The 14294-nt window shown below is 30.2% G+C and carries 17 protein-coding genes; 7 read left to right on the forward strand and 10 right to left on the reverse strand.

All coding sequences use genetic code 11. The annotated features are described in order from the left end of the window. Positions 1-4 precede the first annotated feature (4 nt). From FHS04_RS00810 to FHS04_RS00820, 3 genes are read right to left on the reverse strand one after another with little or no spacing between them, the layout of a single operon-like run. Positions 5-613 carry an arsenate-mycothiol transferase ArsC gene (locus FHS04_RS00810; RefSeq protein WP_106678249.1) on the reverse strand — a complete coding sequence of 203 codons (609 nt, stop codon included), beginning with the start codon at positions 611-613 and terminating at the stop codon, positions 5-7. Positions 614-631: 18 nt separating this feature from the next. Then, positions 632-1111 carry a DUF6428 family protein gene (locus FHS04_RS00815; protein WP_106678318.1) on the reverse strand — a complete coding sequence of 160 codons (480 nt, stop codon included), beginning with the start codon at positions 1109-1111 and terminating at the stop codon, positions 632-634. A gap of 11 nt (positions 1112-1122) precedes the next feature. Continuing rightward, positions 1123-1452, reverse strand: a complete 330-nt coding sequence (locus tag FHS04_RS00820) for an ArsR/SmtB family transcription factor (protein WP_106678247.1) — start codon at positions 1450-1452, stop codon at positions 1123-1125. Positions 1453-1597: 145 nt separating this feature from the next. On the opposite strand from FHS04_RS00820, the gene FHS04_RS00825 reads away from it, so the two are divergent. Beyond that, entirely contained in the window at positions 1598-2446 is an 849-nt protein-coding gene (locus tag FHS04_RS00825) for a DUF2911 domain-containing protein (protein ID WP_106678316.1), read from the forward strand. An 80-nt stretch (positions 2447-2526) separates the two neighbouring features. On the opposite strand, the gene FHS04_RS00830 is transcribed toward FHS04_RS00825, so the two are convergent. The 3 genes from FHS04_RS00830 to FHS04_RS00840 form a co-directional block, all read right to left on the reverse strand. Further along, complete coding sequence (locus FHS04_RS00830; protein WP_106678245.1) at positions 2527-3153, reverse strand: tRNA (guanine-N1)-methyltransferase; 627 nt, start codon at positions 3151-3153, stop codon at positions 2527-2529. A 129-nt stretch (positions 3154-3282) separates the two neighbouring features. Continuing rightward, positions 3283-4731, reverse strand: coding sequence for a glyceraldehyde-3-phosphate dehydrogenase (locus FHS04_RS00835; RefSeq protein WP_027878727.1), 1449 nt, complete (start codon positions 4729-4731; stop codon positions 3283-3285). 182 nt (positions 4732-4913) lie between these two features. Further along, positions 4914-6326 carry a trypsin-like peptidase domain-containing protein gene (locus tag FHS04_RS00840; RefSeq protein ID WP_106678243.1) on the reverse strand — a complete coding sequence of 471 codons (1413 nt, stop codon included), beginning with the start codon at positions 6324-6326 and terminating at the stop codon, positions 4914-4916. A 125-nt stretch (positions 6327-6451) separates the two neighbouring features. On the opposite strand from FHS04_RS00840, the gene dapF reads away from it, so the two are divergent. From dapF to FHS04_RS00865, 5 genes are all read left to right on the forward strand, one after another. Continuing rightward, complete coding sequence (gene dapF, locus FHS04_RS00845; RefSeq protein ID WP_027878729.1) at positions 6452-7231, forward strand: diaminopimelate epimerase; 780 nt, start codon at positions 6452-6454, stop codon at positions 7229-7231. Then, positions 7225-7758 (forward strand): GNAT family N-acetyltransferase, encoded by a 534-nt coding sequence (locus tag FHS04_RS00850; protein WP_027878730.1) that lies wholly within the window; start codon positions 7225-7227, stop codon positions 7756-7758. Before dapF ends, FHS04_RS00850 begins: the two co-directional genes overlap by 7 nt. Then, positions 7748-8791, forward strand: a complete 1044-nt coding sequence (mltG, locus tag FHS04_RS00855) for an endolytic transglycosylase MltG (RefSeq protein WP_106678242.1) — start codon at positions 7748-7750, stop codon at positions 8789-8791. The genes FHS04_RS00850 and mltG overlap by 11 nt, the downstream gene beginning before the upstream one ends. Then, positions 8788-9696, forward strand: coding sequence for a DUF2279 domain-containing protein (locus tag FHS04_RS00860; RefSeq protein ID WP_106678240.1), 909 nt, complete (start codon positions 8788-8790; stop codon positions 9694-9696). The genes mltG and FHS04_RS00860 overlap by 4 nt, the downstream gene beginning before the upstream one ends. A gap of 106 nt (positions 9697-9802) precedes the next feature. Further along, positions 9803-10453 carry a hypothetical protein gene (locus FHS04_RS00865; protein WP_027878733.1) on the forward strand — a complete coding sequence of 217 codons (651 nt, stop codon included), beginning with the start codon at positions 9803-9805 and terminating at the stop codon, positions 10451-10453. 5 nt (positions 10454-10458) lie between these two features. Here the strand turns inward: FHS04_RS00865 and FHS04_RS00870 are convergent, their stop codons facing one another. Genes FHS04_RS00870 through dnaA form a run of 3 tightly spaced genes read right to left on the reverse strand, consistent with a single transcriptional unit; the run spans position 10459 to position 13086 of the window. Continuing rightward, a complete protein-coding gene (locus FHS04_RS00870; RefSeq protein WP_027878734.1) occupies positions 10459-11169 on the reverse strand; it encodes an SAM-dependent methyltransferase in 711 nt (236 codons plus the stop codon). Between the two features lie 18 nt (positions 11170-11187). Continuing rightward, positions 11188-11646: a low molecular weight protein-tyrosine-phosphatase gene (locus FHS04_RS00875; protein WP_027878735.1), complete on the reverse strand. Its 459-nt coding sequence runs from the start codon at positions 11644-11646 to the stop codon at positions 11188-11190. Between the two features lie 12 nt (positions 11647-11658). Continuing rightward, complete coding sequence (dnaA, locus tag FHS04_RS00880; RefSeq protein WP_027878736.1) at positions 11659-13086, reverse strand: chromosomal replication initiator protein DnaA; 1428 nt, start codon at positions 13084-13086, stop codon at positions 11659-11661. Positions 13087-13272: 186 nt separating this feature from the next. Between dnaA and FHS04_RS00885 the strand changes: the two genes are divergently transcribed. After that, complete coding sequence (locus tag FHS04_RS00885; protein WP_221184942.1) at positions 13273-13677, forward strand: acyl-CoA thioesterase; 405 nt, start codon at positions 13273-13275, stop codon at positions 13675-13677. On the opposite strand, the gene FHS04_RS00890 is transcribed toward FHS04_RS00885, so the two are convergent. Further along, complete coding sequence (locus FHS04_RS00890) at positions 13674-14291, reverse strand: IMPACT family protein (protein ID WP_106678238.1); 618 nt, start codon at positions 14289-14291, stop codon at positions 13674-13676. The two genes, FHS04_RS00885 and FHS04_RS00890, sit on opposite strands and share 4 nt — an antisense overlap. Positions 14292-14294 lie beyond the last annotated feature (3 nt).

Here is a 14294-nt window from a genome sequence, read left to right on the forward strand (position 1 = left end):
TAACTTATTTAATAGTTGAGAAAATATATTTCATTTCGGTTGCAATTTGAGCAGAACGTTCTAGGTACTTAATATCTTGAAGATCTGTATTGTCAAACGCTTTTGGGTCATCATAAGTGATAGGTATGCGTTTTTCTGCACCAGCAATAAAAGGGCAGCCATCATCTGCTTGAGAGCAAGTCATGATAGCAGCAAAATTAGATTTTGGATTAAAATTGTCTCCGTAAGTTTTAGAAAACCCTATTATAGGATGTGAATTTTGATCGTATTTTATGGTGTAAATAGGATTTTTTCCTTCTGAAATTTTCTCGATATCAAATCCAGTATTTTGCAAAGTCTCTGCAACTTTTGGATACATTGCTGTAGCTTCAGTACCACCAGAAAAACAAGTTACATTTTCAATATTATAAAAGTTTGCAATTGTTTGTGCCCAAATTTGGGATAGATGGCTACGTCTAGAGTTGTGTGTGCAAATAAAATTAATTGTAATTGGTAATTTTTTAGATGCTTTATCTTGTATATAAGTTACAAGTGGTTGTAAAGTCTCTTTTCTGTCATTAGATATTGTATCAATATCTAATGCGTTAATATAATCTTCGATTTGAGTATTCATAATTATAATAGAAAATTATTAGCAGCAGTTTCCGTCTGGAGAGCAACAAGGCTCGTTATTTAAATCTGCAAGTTTAACTTTTGGTTTTGGTAATTGTTTTTCAGGAATACCACATTTATCCTTAGCAAGACAATTTGTTTGTGTAGAGGTTAACAAAAATTGACCGTCTTTAAAGTCTAAACCAAATTTCTGAATGCTTTGCTCACCTTGATATTCGACTTCAATCTCAAGATCTTTTAGATTAAAAATATCTTCTGATAATTCGATAATATGAATTAATTTTTCAGGATGTAGTCTGTGATCGTAATCATTGGCATTCCATAGTTGAAAATTTACCTTTTTTTCTTGTCTTATAGTTCCGCCACAATCAATAAAATGTTTTGTGGTTTTACCAACTTCTGTTACATGAAAATGGTTAGGTACTAAACTACCATCGGGTAATATAAACGCAATAGTGTCTAGATTTTTTAAATGTTTTTTAATTTCTGATAATGTCATAAAGTTAAGTTTTAACAACAAGTATTAGTATTGTTTTCTGTATCTAAAAAAGCGGTTAAAGTGTTTTTCATTTTTGTCCAATTATCTTGATTTATACAGTAACAAACACTTGTTCCTTCAATAGTTCCTTGAATTAATCCTAATTTTTTTAATTCTTTTAAGTGCTGAGAAATTGTAGGTTGAGCTAGTCCAATAACATCTACCAAATCACCACAAACACAAGTGTTAATTTTAAACAAATGCTGAATAATTGCTACACGTGCAGGATGACCAAAAGCTTTAAAGTATAAGGATAATTGGTTTTGTTCTTCTGTAAACATTTCTGCTTTAATTAATCCCATAATTATATTTGTATATTTGTTTATAGCAATATTACGATTAATAAAATTTTGAGACAAGAATTTTTATCTTTTTAAGTTTTTGTTAACAATTATAGGGTAATCAATATGTAATTTTATGCATCTAAAATTTAAAACTAAAACCAAAATGAAAAAGTTAATTACACTTTTAATGGTGTTTGCAGTAACTTTTACTGTAAATGCACAAATCGAAACACCACAACCAAGCCCATTACAAAAAATAGAGCAGAAGGTAGGTTTAACAGATGTCTCTGTACAATATTCTAGACCATCTATGAAAGGTCGTACTATTTTTGGAGATTTAGTTCCTTACGGTAAACTTTGGCGTACAGGAGCAAACCAAAATACGATGGTTACATTTAGTACAGATGTTATGGTAGGAGAGTCTACTTTAAAAGCAGGATCTTATGCTATCTTTTCTAAGCCTAATAAGGATAACTGGGAAGTAATTTTTTATAGTGATACAAATAATTGGGGAACACCACAAAAGTGGGATGATAGCAAAGTAGCGGCAAAAGTAAATGCAAAAGTTTATGATATACCAATGGATATTGAAACTTTTACTGTGTCTTTTGATGATTTAACAAATGATTCTGCTGTATTAGGAATTATGTGGGAAAAAACTTACGTAGCTGTAAAGTTTGAAGTACCTACAGATAAAGCAGTAACAGCTGCTATTAATAATGTAATGAATGGACCATCTGCAGATGATTATTATGCAGCTGCACGTTACTATTTAGAATCAGGTAAAGACATTAACAAAGCTGTTGTTTGGATGGATAAAGCTATTGAAATGACTAAAGAGAACCCAAGATTTTGGTGGTTACGTCAACAATCATTAATTAAAGCAAAAGCTGGTGATAAAAAAGGAGCAATTAAAGCTGCAAAAGCAAGTTTAGAAGGTGCTGAAAAAGCTGGTAACGCAGATTATATCAAAATGAATAAAGACTCTTTAAAAGAATGGGGAGCAATGTAAATTAGATCTTTAGATATCTAGATTTTGAGATAAAAAGCGCAATCGTTATGATTGCGCTTTTTTTATTTTATGTAGTAGAATTAACTATTTCTATTTTTATTTAACTCGTCTTGTAATTGACGTCTCACTTTTTGTTCACGTTCTAAAGCGTTACGTCTATGTTCTTCAAACTCTTCTTCAACTTCTGTTAATTTAGATTTTGCTTCTCGGGTTACGCTATTACTATTTTTAAATTTAAAAATAAAGAAAAGTAAAAAGGCTAAAAGAACAGCTATAATACTCCACATTAATCCATTGTATCCGCTTTTGCTCATTTGTATGCCAAATAAAGACATACTATCTTTTTCTTCTTTAGTAGATTTTAAGTTTGTTTTAGTAGAGGATAAGCTACTTTTTAAACGTTCTATTTCTTCATTTTGATTTTTAACTGTGTTTTGCGTAGTTACTAACTCGTTTTTTACAGCTTTTAACGAGTCTAATGTATGAGATTTAAGCTTTAATAACCAGTTGCTTTTAATGACTTCATAGTTTTGACCTCTTTCATCTCTCCAACTATTAGATTTTTGAATAACGTATTCAAATTGACTATCTAAGGTACCAGAATCTAATGATAACTCATCTTCGTTATTTTCTGTTTGAGAAAATGAAGAAAAAGTGACTAAAAAAAGTAATAAGAATAAAATAGGGAAACTTTTGATTTTTAACATCTTAAGATTTGTTTTTTAAGTTTTATGTTTTTTTAAAAATATAAAATGCACTCTTTGCGGTTTAAAGATAGCAAAAAGCCCCACAATTGTGAGGCTTTATATATACGTTTTTAAAAAGTGTTTTGGATTTTAATAGTAAGTAAAACGTCTTACTTTAGCTATATATTTAGCTAATCTTATTACTTGATGGCTATATCCATATTCGTTATCATACCATACGTATAGTACAGCATTTTTCCCATCTTTTCTTACTATTGTTGCTTTACTGTCGTAAATTGAAGGCGCAGAGCTACCTACAATATCGCTAGAAACAAGTTCGTCACTCATTTCATATTTAATTTGCTCTACCAAATCTCCTTCTAAAGCATATTTTTTAAGTGTTGCATTAATACCTTCTACTGATGTTTCAGTTTCTAGTTCTAAGTTTAGTATAGCTAAAGATCCGTTTGGTACAGGTACACGAATGGCATTAGATGTTAATTTACCATCAAAGCTTGGTAAAGCTTTAGATACAGCTTGTCCTGCACCAGTTTCTGTAATTACCATATTTAAAGCTGCAGCACGACCACGACGATATTTTTTATGGAAATTATCTACTAAGTTTTGATCGTTAGTGTAAGCGTGAATAGTTTCTAAATGTCCGCTTTTTACACCATAAGTATCTTCCATTGCTTTTAAAACTGGTGTAATAGCATTTGTTGTACAAGAAGCAGCAGAGAAAATATCAAGTTTATCAGGGTTGTTTTCTAAATGGTTAACACCATAAACAATATTTGGTATTCCTTTACCAGGAGCTGTTAGTAAGACTTTTTCGGCTCCTTTAGAGTTTTTTAATCTGGTTAAAGCTTCTTTATCTCTAAAAGCACCAGTATTGTCAATAATTAATGCGTTATCAATACCATATTTAGTGTAATCTATATCTTCTGGTTGGTTAGCAGTAATAATTTTTACAGTTGTACCATTAATAATTAATGCTTCATTTTTAAGATCTGTATTTACAGTTCCAGGAAAATCACCATGAACAGAGTCGTTACGTAATAAAGAAGCACGTTTTTCTAAAACAGTTTGGTCTAATTTACCACGTGTTACAATAGCTCTAAGACGTAGTTGACTTCCTTTACCTGTTCTAGTCATTAACTCTCTGGCTAATAAACGACCGATACGACCAAAACCATATAATACAACGTCTTTAGGAGTTACATTTTCTTTCTTTTTGGCATCTTTTAATTTTTCTGCCACAAAAGACATAGCGTTGCTGTATTTTTTTTCTTCTAAGTGATACTCGTAAGTTAATTTACCAATATCTAATTTAGATGCTGGTATGTCAAGAGTTTTAATAGCTTGAACTATTTCTACAGAATCAAAAATTGAAATTGGTTTTTGAACAAATTCTCCTGCATATTCATGAAGGTTTAAAATTTCAGAAACATTTCTGTCGATTAATTGGTTTCTAAACAATACCAATTCTATCGATTTATCATACCATAAATCGCTTACAATTTTAATAAATTCTACAGTTGCTCTTCGCCTGTCTGCCTGAAACGCTAATTCGTTTTCGTAAGTTTCGTTAATAGACATTTTGTGTTTTAGTTTGTTGTGTTGTTAATTTTTAAATTGGCTACTTTATAGTGTAGCCTTCTATAATTTTTGGCAAAAGTATAGATTTCAAACGTTTTCGTAAAACAAAAAATGATAAAAAAATAAAAGCACTTCATTTTTATGTTGAAGTGCTTTTAAAACAGGATAAAATCGAATTTAATTTACCTTAATCCATAACGTGTTTTTTCTCCTTTAGAGTTTATAATCTCAATACTTAATGGTTTGTAAGGATCTCTGTTTTCTATTACAGATTTTACATCGTCTACAGAGTTAACATTTCGATTATTTATTGCTGTTATAATGTTTCCTTCTTTAATACCTTCACTTGTTAAATAATCTTTGTAACTACCATAAACTTTTGTGATTTTTACACCATTTTTAACTTTAAATTTCTTTAAGTCGTTAGGTTTTGCATCTTTAATCTCGCCAATAAAAGGTAAAATGTATCTGTTGTTTTTAAGAAGTTTTACTTTTTTTTCAATTAAGTTATTTCCTCTTAAAGCTTTAACATGTATTATATCGTTAGGTCGTTTTGAATTAAGGTAACCTCTTAAATCAGATTCTTTAGAAATTTTTAATCCATCAATTTCCTTTATGATATCACCAACTTTTAAACCAGCGTTTTCTGCTCCTGAGTCTTCTTCAACTTCTTCAATGTAAACACCTTCAGTTTCATTAATACCTAATTTTTCTGAGGTGAAAGTACCTAAATTTCTTGGTACAATACCGATTAAACCTCTTTGTACATTACCAAATTCCATAATATCTTGTACTACTTTTTTAGCAATATTACTTGGTACTGCAAAAGAATAACCTATGTAAGAGCCTGTTTGAGAGCTAATAGCGGTGTTTATACCTATTAAATCTCCATTAGTATTTACTAAAGCGCCTCCAGAATTCCCAGGGTTAACAGCAGCATCGGTTTGTATAAAAGATTGCGTACTTTTGCCGCTTAAATCTCTAGATTTTGCACTAATTATTCCAGCAGTTACTGTGGATGTTAAGTTAAATGGATTACCAATTGCTAAAACCCATTCGCCAATTTTAGCAGTATCACTATCTCCAAAAGTGACGTAAGGTAAATCTTCTTCTGTTTCAACTTTTAATAGAGCAATATCTGTATTTGGATCGCTACCAACAATGGTAGCTTCTAGTGTTTGATTATCGTTTAAAGTAACGCTTAATTGTTCAGAATCTTCAATAACATGGTTGTTGGTAATGATGTACCCGTCTGGAGATATGATTACACCACTACCAGTACCTAACTGTCTACGTTGTGGGACACGACCATAAAATAAGTCTTGTAACGTTGGTTGTGCAGTTGTAATAGCTACATTTTTAACGTGTACAACAGCATGCACAGTTTTTTCTGCAGCAGTTGTAAAATCAATATTTTCGGCAGCTGCAAGAGCTGTCTTTGTGGTGTTTAAATTGGTTGGTAAAAAACTTGGCTGTTCTATAGTAGCCTGTTGTGCAATTTGTGGTTTTTCTTTTTCAAGAAAGGTTTTATAAGTTCCTAGAGTAATTGCGCCTCCTAATACAGAAACAAAAACCAAAGTAATCAACTTCTTCATGTTCTTTTAGTTTAGGTTTATTAGAATAACGATTAAAATTAATTAAATATTGAGCGCCTATTTCAACTTTAACGAGTATTTAACAGCACAATTGTGCTATATTTGTGTCTCAATTTTTTACGTTAATGACTTTAACATTTTACAAATATCAAGGCACAGGTAACGACTTTGTTATCATTGATAATAGACAAGAATTATTTAACAAAAATGATACCAAATATGTCAAATTTTTATGTGACAGACGTTTTGGCATTGGTGCAGATGGATTGATTTTATTAGAAAATCATCCAGATGCAGATTTTAAAATGGTGTATTATAATGCAGATGGTAATGAAAGCACCATGTGCGGTAATGGAGGACGCTGTATTGTCGCTTTCGCTGAATTTTTAGGCATTTTTAAAAACACAACAACGTTTTATGCAATAGATGGATTGCATCATGCAAAGATTGAAGAAAATTTAATTCATCTTCAAATGAAAAATGTCGAGACGATTGACACTTTTACTACCCATCATTTTTTAGATACAGGATCTCCACATCATGTTCAGTTTGTTGATAATTTAAAGACGTTTAATGTGAAAGCAGAAGGTGAAAAGATTCGTTATGGCGCACCATACAATCAAGCTGGAAGTAATGTTAATTTTGTAGAAAAAATTAACCCAAACACTTTTGCAGTTCGTACTTACGAAAGAGGAGTAGAGGACGAAACTTTATCTTGTGGTACTGGTGTAACAGCAGTTGCAATAGCAATGTATGATTCAGGAGAAAGTGCATCAAATATCATTAATCTTAATGTAGAAGGCGGACAATTAAAAGTGTCTTTTGATAAAGTAGAAGATACTTATAAAAATGTGATGTTAATCGGTCCAGCAACTCAGGTTTTTAAAGGCGAAATAGAATGTTAACATTAAAAGGAGAACATATTTATTTACGTGCTTTAGAGCCAGAAGATTTAGAGTTTATTCATCAAATTGAAAATGATGAAACCATTTGGGAAATAAGCAACACCATTACACCTTATTCTAAATATTTAATCAAGCAATATCTAGAAAATGCTCATAAAGATATTTATGAAGTTAAGCAATTACGACTAGTAATTTGTAATGATGCAGACACAGCTATCGGAATGATAGACTTATTTGATTTTGATATAAAAAACAAACGCGCAGGAATTGGTATATTGGTAAAATCTGAAACCGATAGACAAAAAGGATATGGTAAAGAAGCTTTAAAACTATTGATAAAATATAGTTTTAAACACTTAGATTTGCATCAATTATATTGTAATATTTCTGAAGATAATGAAGCAAGTTTAAACCTATTTAAAAATCAAGGTTTTAAAGAAGTAGGTTTAAAAAAAGACTGGAATTATCTTAACGGAAGCTATAAAAACGAATATTTACTTCAACTAATAAATACTAATGTACATTAAAAAAATACTCTTAGCAATAGCCTTAATTGGATTAGTTATAGCTGGCTACTTTGCCTATTTTGTATATAATGCAATGCTAAAACCTAATACAGCATTTAATAATGAAACAGCATATATTTACGTATCTACCAATGCAACCTATGATGAAGTTAGAGAACAATTAGAGCCATTATTAAAAGACATTGATAGTTTTGATGCATTAGCGGTTCAAAAAAAATATACAACTAATATTAAAGCTGGACGATTTCCTATAAAAAAAGGAATGAGTAATAATGATATTATTAATTCCATAAGAAGTAATAATTTACCGATAAAACTAAGTTTTAATAATCAAGAACGAATAGAAGATTTAGCAGGTCGTATAGCACAACAAATAGAACCTGATAGTTTGTCATTACTTAAAGCAATAACAGATTCTACATTTTTAAAAGAGAAAAATTTTACAAAACAAACAGTTTTAAACATGTATGTGCCAAACACATATGAGTTTTTCTGGAATACATCACCAGAGTTATTTAGAGATAAAATGTTAGGCGAATATTATCGTTTTTGGAATGATGAGCGACAAGCAAAACGAAAAGCATTAAAATTATCTGTTAACGAAGTAATGACTATTGCTTCTATCGTTCAAAAAGAAACAGCTAAAATAGACGAAAGACCACGCGTTGCTGGTGTATATCTAAATAGAATAAGAAAAGGTTGGCCTTTAGAAGCAGATCCAACAGTAATTTATGCTAAAAAGCTTAAAGAAAACAATTTTAATCAAGTAATAAAACGTGTGCTTTACAAAGATTTAGAAATAGACTCTAAATACAATACGTATAAATATCCTGGTATACCACCAGGACCAATCACAATGCCAGACGTTTCCGCAATAGATGCTGTTTTAAATCCAGAAAAACACAATTATATGTTTTTTGTAGCAGACGTTAAAAATTTTGGATACCATAAATTTGCTAAGACATTAGCGCAACATAATGCCAATAAGAGATTATACACACAATGGATTAGCAGTCAAGGTATAAATAGATAGGCTTGTTTAGATATTTAATTTTTATAATTTTTTGTGTTAGTTCTGTTTTTAGTCAAACAGAACAAAACTCTTTTTTTTCACCTAGCGATACATTAAATATTAAAAGACGGAATGCTGTTGTTCTTACGGAAACTACTTTAGGAGGCATCACTCTTCTTGGGTTAAATCAATTATGGTACGCAGATTATGAGCGTTCTAAATTTCATACCATAAATGATAATTCAGAATGGTATCAAATGGATAAGTTAGGGCATACATTTACAGCTTATCATTTAGGAAGATTTGGTGCTCAAACATTAAATTGGGCAGGAGTAAGCAAGAAAAACCAATTAATTTATGGCGGCTCACTAGGTTTTATGTTTTTAACTGGTGTTGAAGTTTTAGATGGATTTTCTGAAGAATGGGGATTTTCTTGGGGAGATTTTGCTGCAAATGCAGCAGGTTCTGGATTGTTTATTGGACAAGAATTACTTTGGGAAGAACAACGCATTAGTTTAAAATACTCTTTTAACAGAACACGTTTTGCATCTAAAAACCCAAATAAGTTGGGTAATGGTATTTTAGAAGAAATATTGAAAGATTATAACGGACAAACGTATTGGTTAAGTGCTAATTTACATTCGTTTTTTAAAGAAAGTAAATTACCTAAATGGTTAAATGTTGCTGTTGGTTACGGTGTTGATGGATTGTTATATGGCGAATCTAATTTACAACAGGTCAATTTTCCTAATCAAAAAAGAAGTAGACAATTTTATTTAAGTCTTGATGTAGATTTAACTAAAATTGAAACTAAATCAGAATTTTTAAAGCAAGTTTTTAATGTCTTTAATGTAGTTAAGATACCATTTCCTACTTTAGAAATTAATGGTAACGGTAAGCTAGTTGGGCACTTTGTTTACTTTTAACAATTCTTAACATGTTGATTTTCAGTATTAAATAATTTGTTGTATATTTGCACGCTGAAATTTTAACCATATCTATATTTTAAGATTTGGTTATAAATCAAAAACAATGAAAAAAAATATTGGAAAGTTATTATCGCTAGTACTTACAATATCAATTTTATTAGCAGTTGTATTTTACAACAATAATAAAGAAGCTATCGTCATAAAAGATGAAGAGCAAACAACAAAAAGCACAGAAATATCTAATGATATTGCTTTTTATGATGTAAAAGAGCAATATACTCCGCACTTAGGAAAATCTTTTGCTGGATTTAAAGAGGCATTAGGTTTTAAAGAATCTCAAAACAACTACTTTAGAGTCAATAAGTTTGGGTATTTAGGGAAATACCAATTTGGAAAAAGTACTTTAAAATTAATTGGTATTTATGATTCTAACATGTTTCTAAAAACACCAGAGTTACAAGAAAAAGCATTTATAGCAAATGCACAACGTAACAAATGGGTTTTGCGTAGAGACATTAAAAGATTTGTAGGTAAAAAAATTAATGGCGTAGAAATTACAGAGTCTGGTATATTAGCTGCAGCACATTTAGCAGGACCAGGAAGTGTAAAAAAATACCTAAGAAGCTATGGTAAAAATGGATTTTCTGATGCGTTTGGAACTTCTGTAAGATATTACATGAAAAAGTTTTCTGGATATGATACTTCTTCTATCAAACCGTTAAAAAAAGTTAAAGTTAAGCATAGTAGAGCTTAACAATATTATTCCTTATGAATTATAAATAGTGTTGGTCTTTTATGTAAGTCAACACTATTTTTTTTCCATTGATTAGCAGTTTGTGTTTTGATAAATTCTGTATCCAAAGTAATATCACAAGCAACACAGATCAAACAATCGTTACTTAACGTGTTGCAAAGATCTTCTAACATTTTATTGTTCCTGTAAGGCGTTTCTATAAAAGATTGAGATTGATTGTAATCTTTGCTAATTCGTTCTAATCTTTTTATTTCAGATTTTCTTTCATTTTTATCTATAGGCAGATAACCATTAAAAGCGAAAGATTGTCCATTCATACCAGAAGCCATCATGGCGAGTAGAATGGAAGAAGGACCAACCAACGGAACAACTTTTATATTATTTTGATGTGCTAATTTTACAATATCTGCACCAGGATCTGCAATACCTGGGCAACCAGCATCAGATAGTAAACCAATAGTTTTACCTTCTAAACAAGGTTTTATAAAATTAGGTAAATCTTCTGGTTGTGTATGTTTATTTAATTCAAAAAGCGTTAAACTAGGTTGTGATTTTTCTGGAGAAATACTTTTTATAAACTTTCTAGCTGCTTTAGAGTTTTCTACAATAAAAGTATCTAAACTATCAATTATTGTTTTTACTTGTGCTGGTAATACATCAAAAGGATTGTTTTCTCCTAATGTATTCGGAATTAAATAGAGTTGTCCTTTATTCATAACCCTAAAAGTAACAAATTATGATGATGTATTTATTCGTTTTGCAATAATTTCACAAGCATTATCTAGCATATTGTAAACATTTTCAAAACCTTTTTCGCCACCATAATAAGGATCTGGTACATCTAAGTTTTTATCAGGAAAACTTTCATTTAAAATAAGTTTTACTTTTTCTTTTTGTTGATCATTTTCTGCTAGTGCAATTATATTTTGATAATTTGAGTTATCCATTGCATAAATGATATCAAAGTCTTCAAAATCTTGCTTGTTAAATTTTCTTGCGCGTTGGTTAGTGATATTTAATCCATTTTGTCTTGCAACAGCAATCGATCTTGGATCTGGTTTATTACCAACATGATAAGCTGCTGTACCAGCAGATTCTACAATAAAATTAGAATCTAATTTTGATTTTAGGATACCTTCAGCTAGAGGAGAACGGCATATGTTTCCTAAGCAAACCATTAAAATTTTAGTCATGGTAATTGTAAATTATACCGAAAGCTTTTTAGTTAAATCTTCTACGTATTTTCTAAATTGTTTGTCTGTAGATGATAAGTTGTCTACTGTTTTACATGCGTGTAATACTGTAGCATGATCGCGCTTTCCTATTTGAGATCCAATACTTGCTAAAGAAGCTTTAGTAAACTTTTTTGCAAAGAACATAGCCAATTGTCTAGCTTGTACAATATGGCGTTTTCTTGTTTTAGATTGTAAAGTGTCTACATCCATTTGGAAGTAATCTGATACTATTTTTTGTATATAATCTATTGATACTTCGCGTTTTGTGTTCTTTACAAACTTTTCTACAACTTGTTTAGCTAAATCGATATTTACTTCTTTTTTATTGAAAGAAGATTGAGCAATTAAAGAGATTATAGCTCCTTCAAGTTCTCTAATATTGGTTTTTATATTTTTTGCAATATATTCTACAATATCATCAGGCATTTCAACACCATCTCTATAAAGCTTGTTTTTTAATATTGAAACTCTAGTTTCAAAATCAGGTGTTTGTAACTCAGCAGATAATCCCCATTTAAAACGAGATAATAAACGTTGTTCAATATCTTGCATATCAACAGGCGCTTTGTCGCTTGTTAAAATAACTTGTTTTCCGTTTTGATGTAAATGATTAAATATATGGAAGAATACATCTTGCGTACCCGATTTACCAGATAAGAATTGTACATCATCAATAATTAACACATCTACCAATTGGTAAAAATGTATAAAATCATTTCTATTATTTTTCTTTACTGAATCTATATATTGTTGTGTAAATTTTTCAGCTGAAATATATAAAACAGTTTTTTCTGGATACTTATCTTTAATATCAACACCAATAGCGTGAGCAAGGTGAGTTTTACCTAATCCAACACCTCCAAAAATTAAAAGAGGATTAAAAGATGTACCTCCTGGTTTTGCAGATACAGCCAATCCTGCACTTCTAGCTAAACGGTTAGAGTCACCTTCTAAAAAGTTATCAAAATTGTAATTAGGATTAAGTTGAGATTCTATCTTAACGTTTCTAATACCAGGAATTACAAATGGGTTTTTTAACTCTGGATTTTTATTGTTTAACGGTACATCAACATCTTGAGATTTTACAGCACTTCTATTTGTACTAGGTATTTTTTCTGTAAAAGGTTGTTTGTTACCGTAGGTGTTTTCCATTTTTATAATGTAAACCAACTTTGCTGTTTCTCCTAGTTCTTTGGTAAGTGCTACTTTTAGTAACTTAACATAATGTTCTTCAAGCCACTCGTAGAAAAATTTACTAGGTACTTGAATACTTAAAGCATTATCAGTTAGTTTAACTGCGACTATAGGTTCAAACCAAGTTTTGTATGCTTGAGGTTGGATATTATCTTTTATAAATTGTAGACAGTTATTCCATACCGATTGCGCAGTTACACTCATAATACTATTAAACGTTGTTTTTGTTAGTTAAAAAAAGACCTTAAGAGTTAGAGAAAAGCCTTTAGATTTACAGCTGGACAAATATGTGAACAAAATTCTAAAAAAAAAAATGAAACAGTATTGAATTTCTAGTTTTTTTTTCTCATGTTAAACCAGATTTCTAAACTACAAAAAAATATTGATTAAATGGCTATAAAACCAGATGAAATTGAAATAAGAGTAAGATATGCAGAAACCGATCAAATGGGTGTTGTGCATCACGGTAACTACGCATTATATCTAGAGATGGCAAGGATTGAATGGTTGCGTAAATTAGGGATTTCTTACAAAAGCATGGAAGAAAATGGTATAGGTTTACCTGTTGTTTCTTTATCCATAAATTTTAAAAAATCAGCATTTTATGATGATGTAATTAAAGTCAAAACTCAGCTTAAAAAACAACCAACAGCTTTAGTTAATTTTGACTATATATTAACCAATCAAAATGACGAATTATTATGTACAGCAGAAGTTGTTTTGGCATTTATGGATATGAAAACTAAAAGACCTACGCGTCCGCCAAAATATTTTTTAGAAGCCTTAAAAAATTAGTTGTCTAATTCTTTAATTTCTACTTCATAAATATTTTCAAAAATAGATGCTATCGTACTAGCATCTTTTTTTCTTACTGAAATAGTAATTTGGCAATCTAATTCTAATTTCTGGTTGGTAATATTTAGATTTTTCTCTTTAATAACACGCATCACCTTATTCATGTTTTTATAATCAAATGTGATTACAAAATCTACATTTATGGTTTTAGTCACTATTTTACAAGCTTCTAATGCCATTTGTGCTGTGGTTTTATAAGCGTTTATTAACCCGCCAACACCTAATTTTACACCACCAAAATATCTAACAACTACAATTAGTACATTGGTAACTTCAAAAGATTGGATTTGACCATAAATTGGCATTCCTGCACTATTATTAGGTTCTCCATCATCATTAGCGCGATATATTAAATTAGGCTCTTCAAATCCAATTTGGTAGGCATAGCACCAATGTCTTGCATTGTGATGTTGCTTTTTTAGATTTTCGATGTGTGCTTTAACTTCATCTTCATTTTTTACAGGAAATGCATACCCAAAAAATTTAGAGTTTTTGTCTTTAAAAAGTACTTCGTCATTTGGTTTTACAATGGTTTTGTAAGTATCGTTTTCCATAAA

Origin of the sequence: Mesoflavibacter zeaxanthinifaciens subsp. sabulilitoris, from assembly GCF_014191595.1 — a bacterium.
Classification (GTDB): domain Bacteria; phylum Bacteroidota; class Bacteroidia; order Flavobacteriales; family Flavobacteriaceae; genus Mesoflavibacter; species Mesoflavibacter zeaxanthinifaciens.

Coding starts and splice junctions, on each gene's coding strand:
- FHS04_RS00820 (WP_106678247.1), bottom strand. CDS start 1,452: ATGGGATTAATTAAAGCAGAAATGTTTACAGAAGAACAAAACCAATTA.
- dapF (WP_027878729.1), top strand. CDS start 6,452: ATGACTTTAACATTTTACAAATATCAAGGCACAGGTAACGACTTTGTT.
- FHS04_RS00835 (WP_027878727.1), bottom strand. CDS start 4,731: ATGTCTATTAACGAAACTTACGAAAACGAATTAGCGTTTCAGGCAGAC.
- FHS04_RS00840 (WP_106678243.1), bottom strand. CDS start 6,326: ATGAAGAAGTTGATTACTTTGGTTTTTGTTTCTGTATTAGGAGGCGCA.
- FHS04_RS00825 (WP_106678316.1), top strand. CDS start 1,598: ATGAAAAAGTTAATTACACTTTTAATGGTGTTTGCAGTAACTTTTACT.
- dnaA (WP_027878736.1), bottom strand. CDS start 13,086: ATGAGTGTAACTGCGCAATCGGTATGGAATAACTGTCTACAATTTATA.
- mltG (WP_106678242.1), top strand. CDS start 7,748: ATGTACATTAAAAAAATACTCTTAGCAATAGCCTTAATTGGATTAGTT.
- FHS04_RS00830 (WP_106678245.1), bottom strand. CDS start 3,153: ATGTTAAAAATCAAAAGTTTCCCTATTTTATTCTTATTACTTTTTTTA.
- FHS04_RS00810 (WP_106678249.1), bottom strand. CDS start 613: ATGAATACTCAAATCGAAGATTATATTAACGCATTAGATATTGATACA.
- FHS04_RS00865 (WP_027878733.1), top strand. CDS start 9,803: ATGAAAAAAAATATTGGAAAGTTATTATCGCTAGTACTTACAATATCA.
- FHS04_RS00815 (WP_106678318.1), bottom strand. CDS start 1,111: ATGACATTATCAGAAATTAAAAAACATTTAAAAAATCTAGACACTATT.
- FHS04_RS00870 (WP_027878734.1), bottom strand. CDS start 11,169: ATGAATAAAGGACAACTCTATTTAATTCCGAATACATTAGGAGAAAAC.
- FHS04_RS00875 (WP_027878735.1), bottom strand. CDS start 11,646: ATGACTAAAATTTTAATGGTTTGCTTAGGAAACATATGCCGTTCTCCT.
- FHS04_RS00885 (WP_221184942.1), top strand. CDS start 13,273: ATGGCTATAAAACCAGATGAAATTGAAATAAGAGTAAGATATGCAGAA.
- FHS04_RS00890 (WP_106678238.1), bottom strand. CDS start 14,291: ATGGAAAACGATACTTACAAAACCATTGTAAAACCAAATGACGAAGTA.
- FHS04_RS00850 (WP_027878730.1), top strand. CDS start 7,225: ATGTTAACATTAAAAGGAGAACATATTTATTTACGTGCTTTAGAGCCA.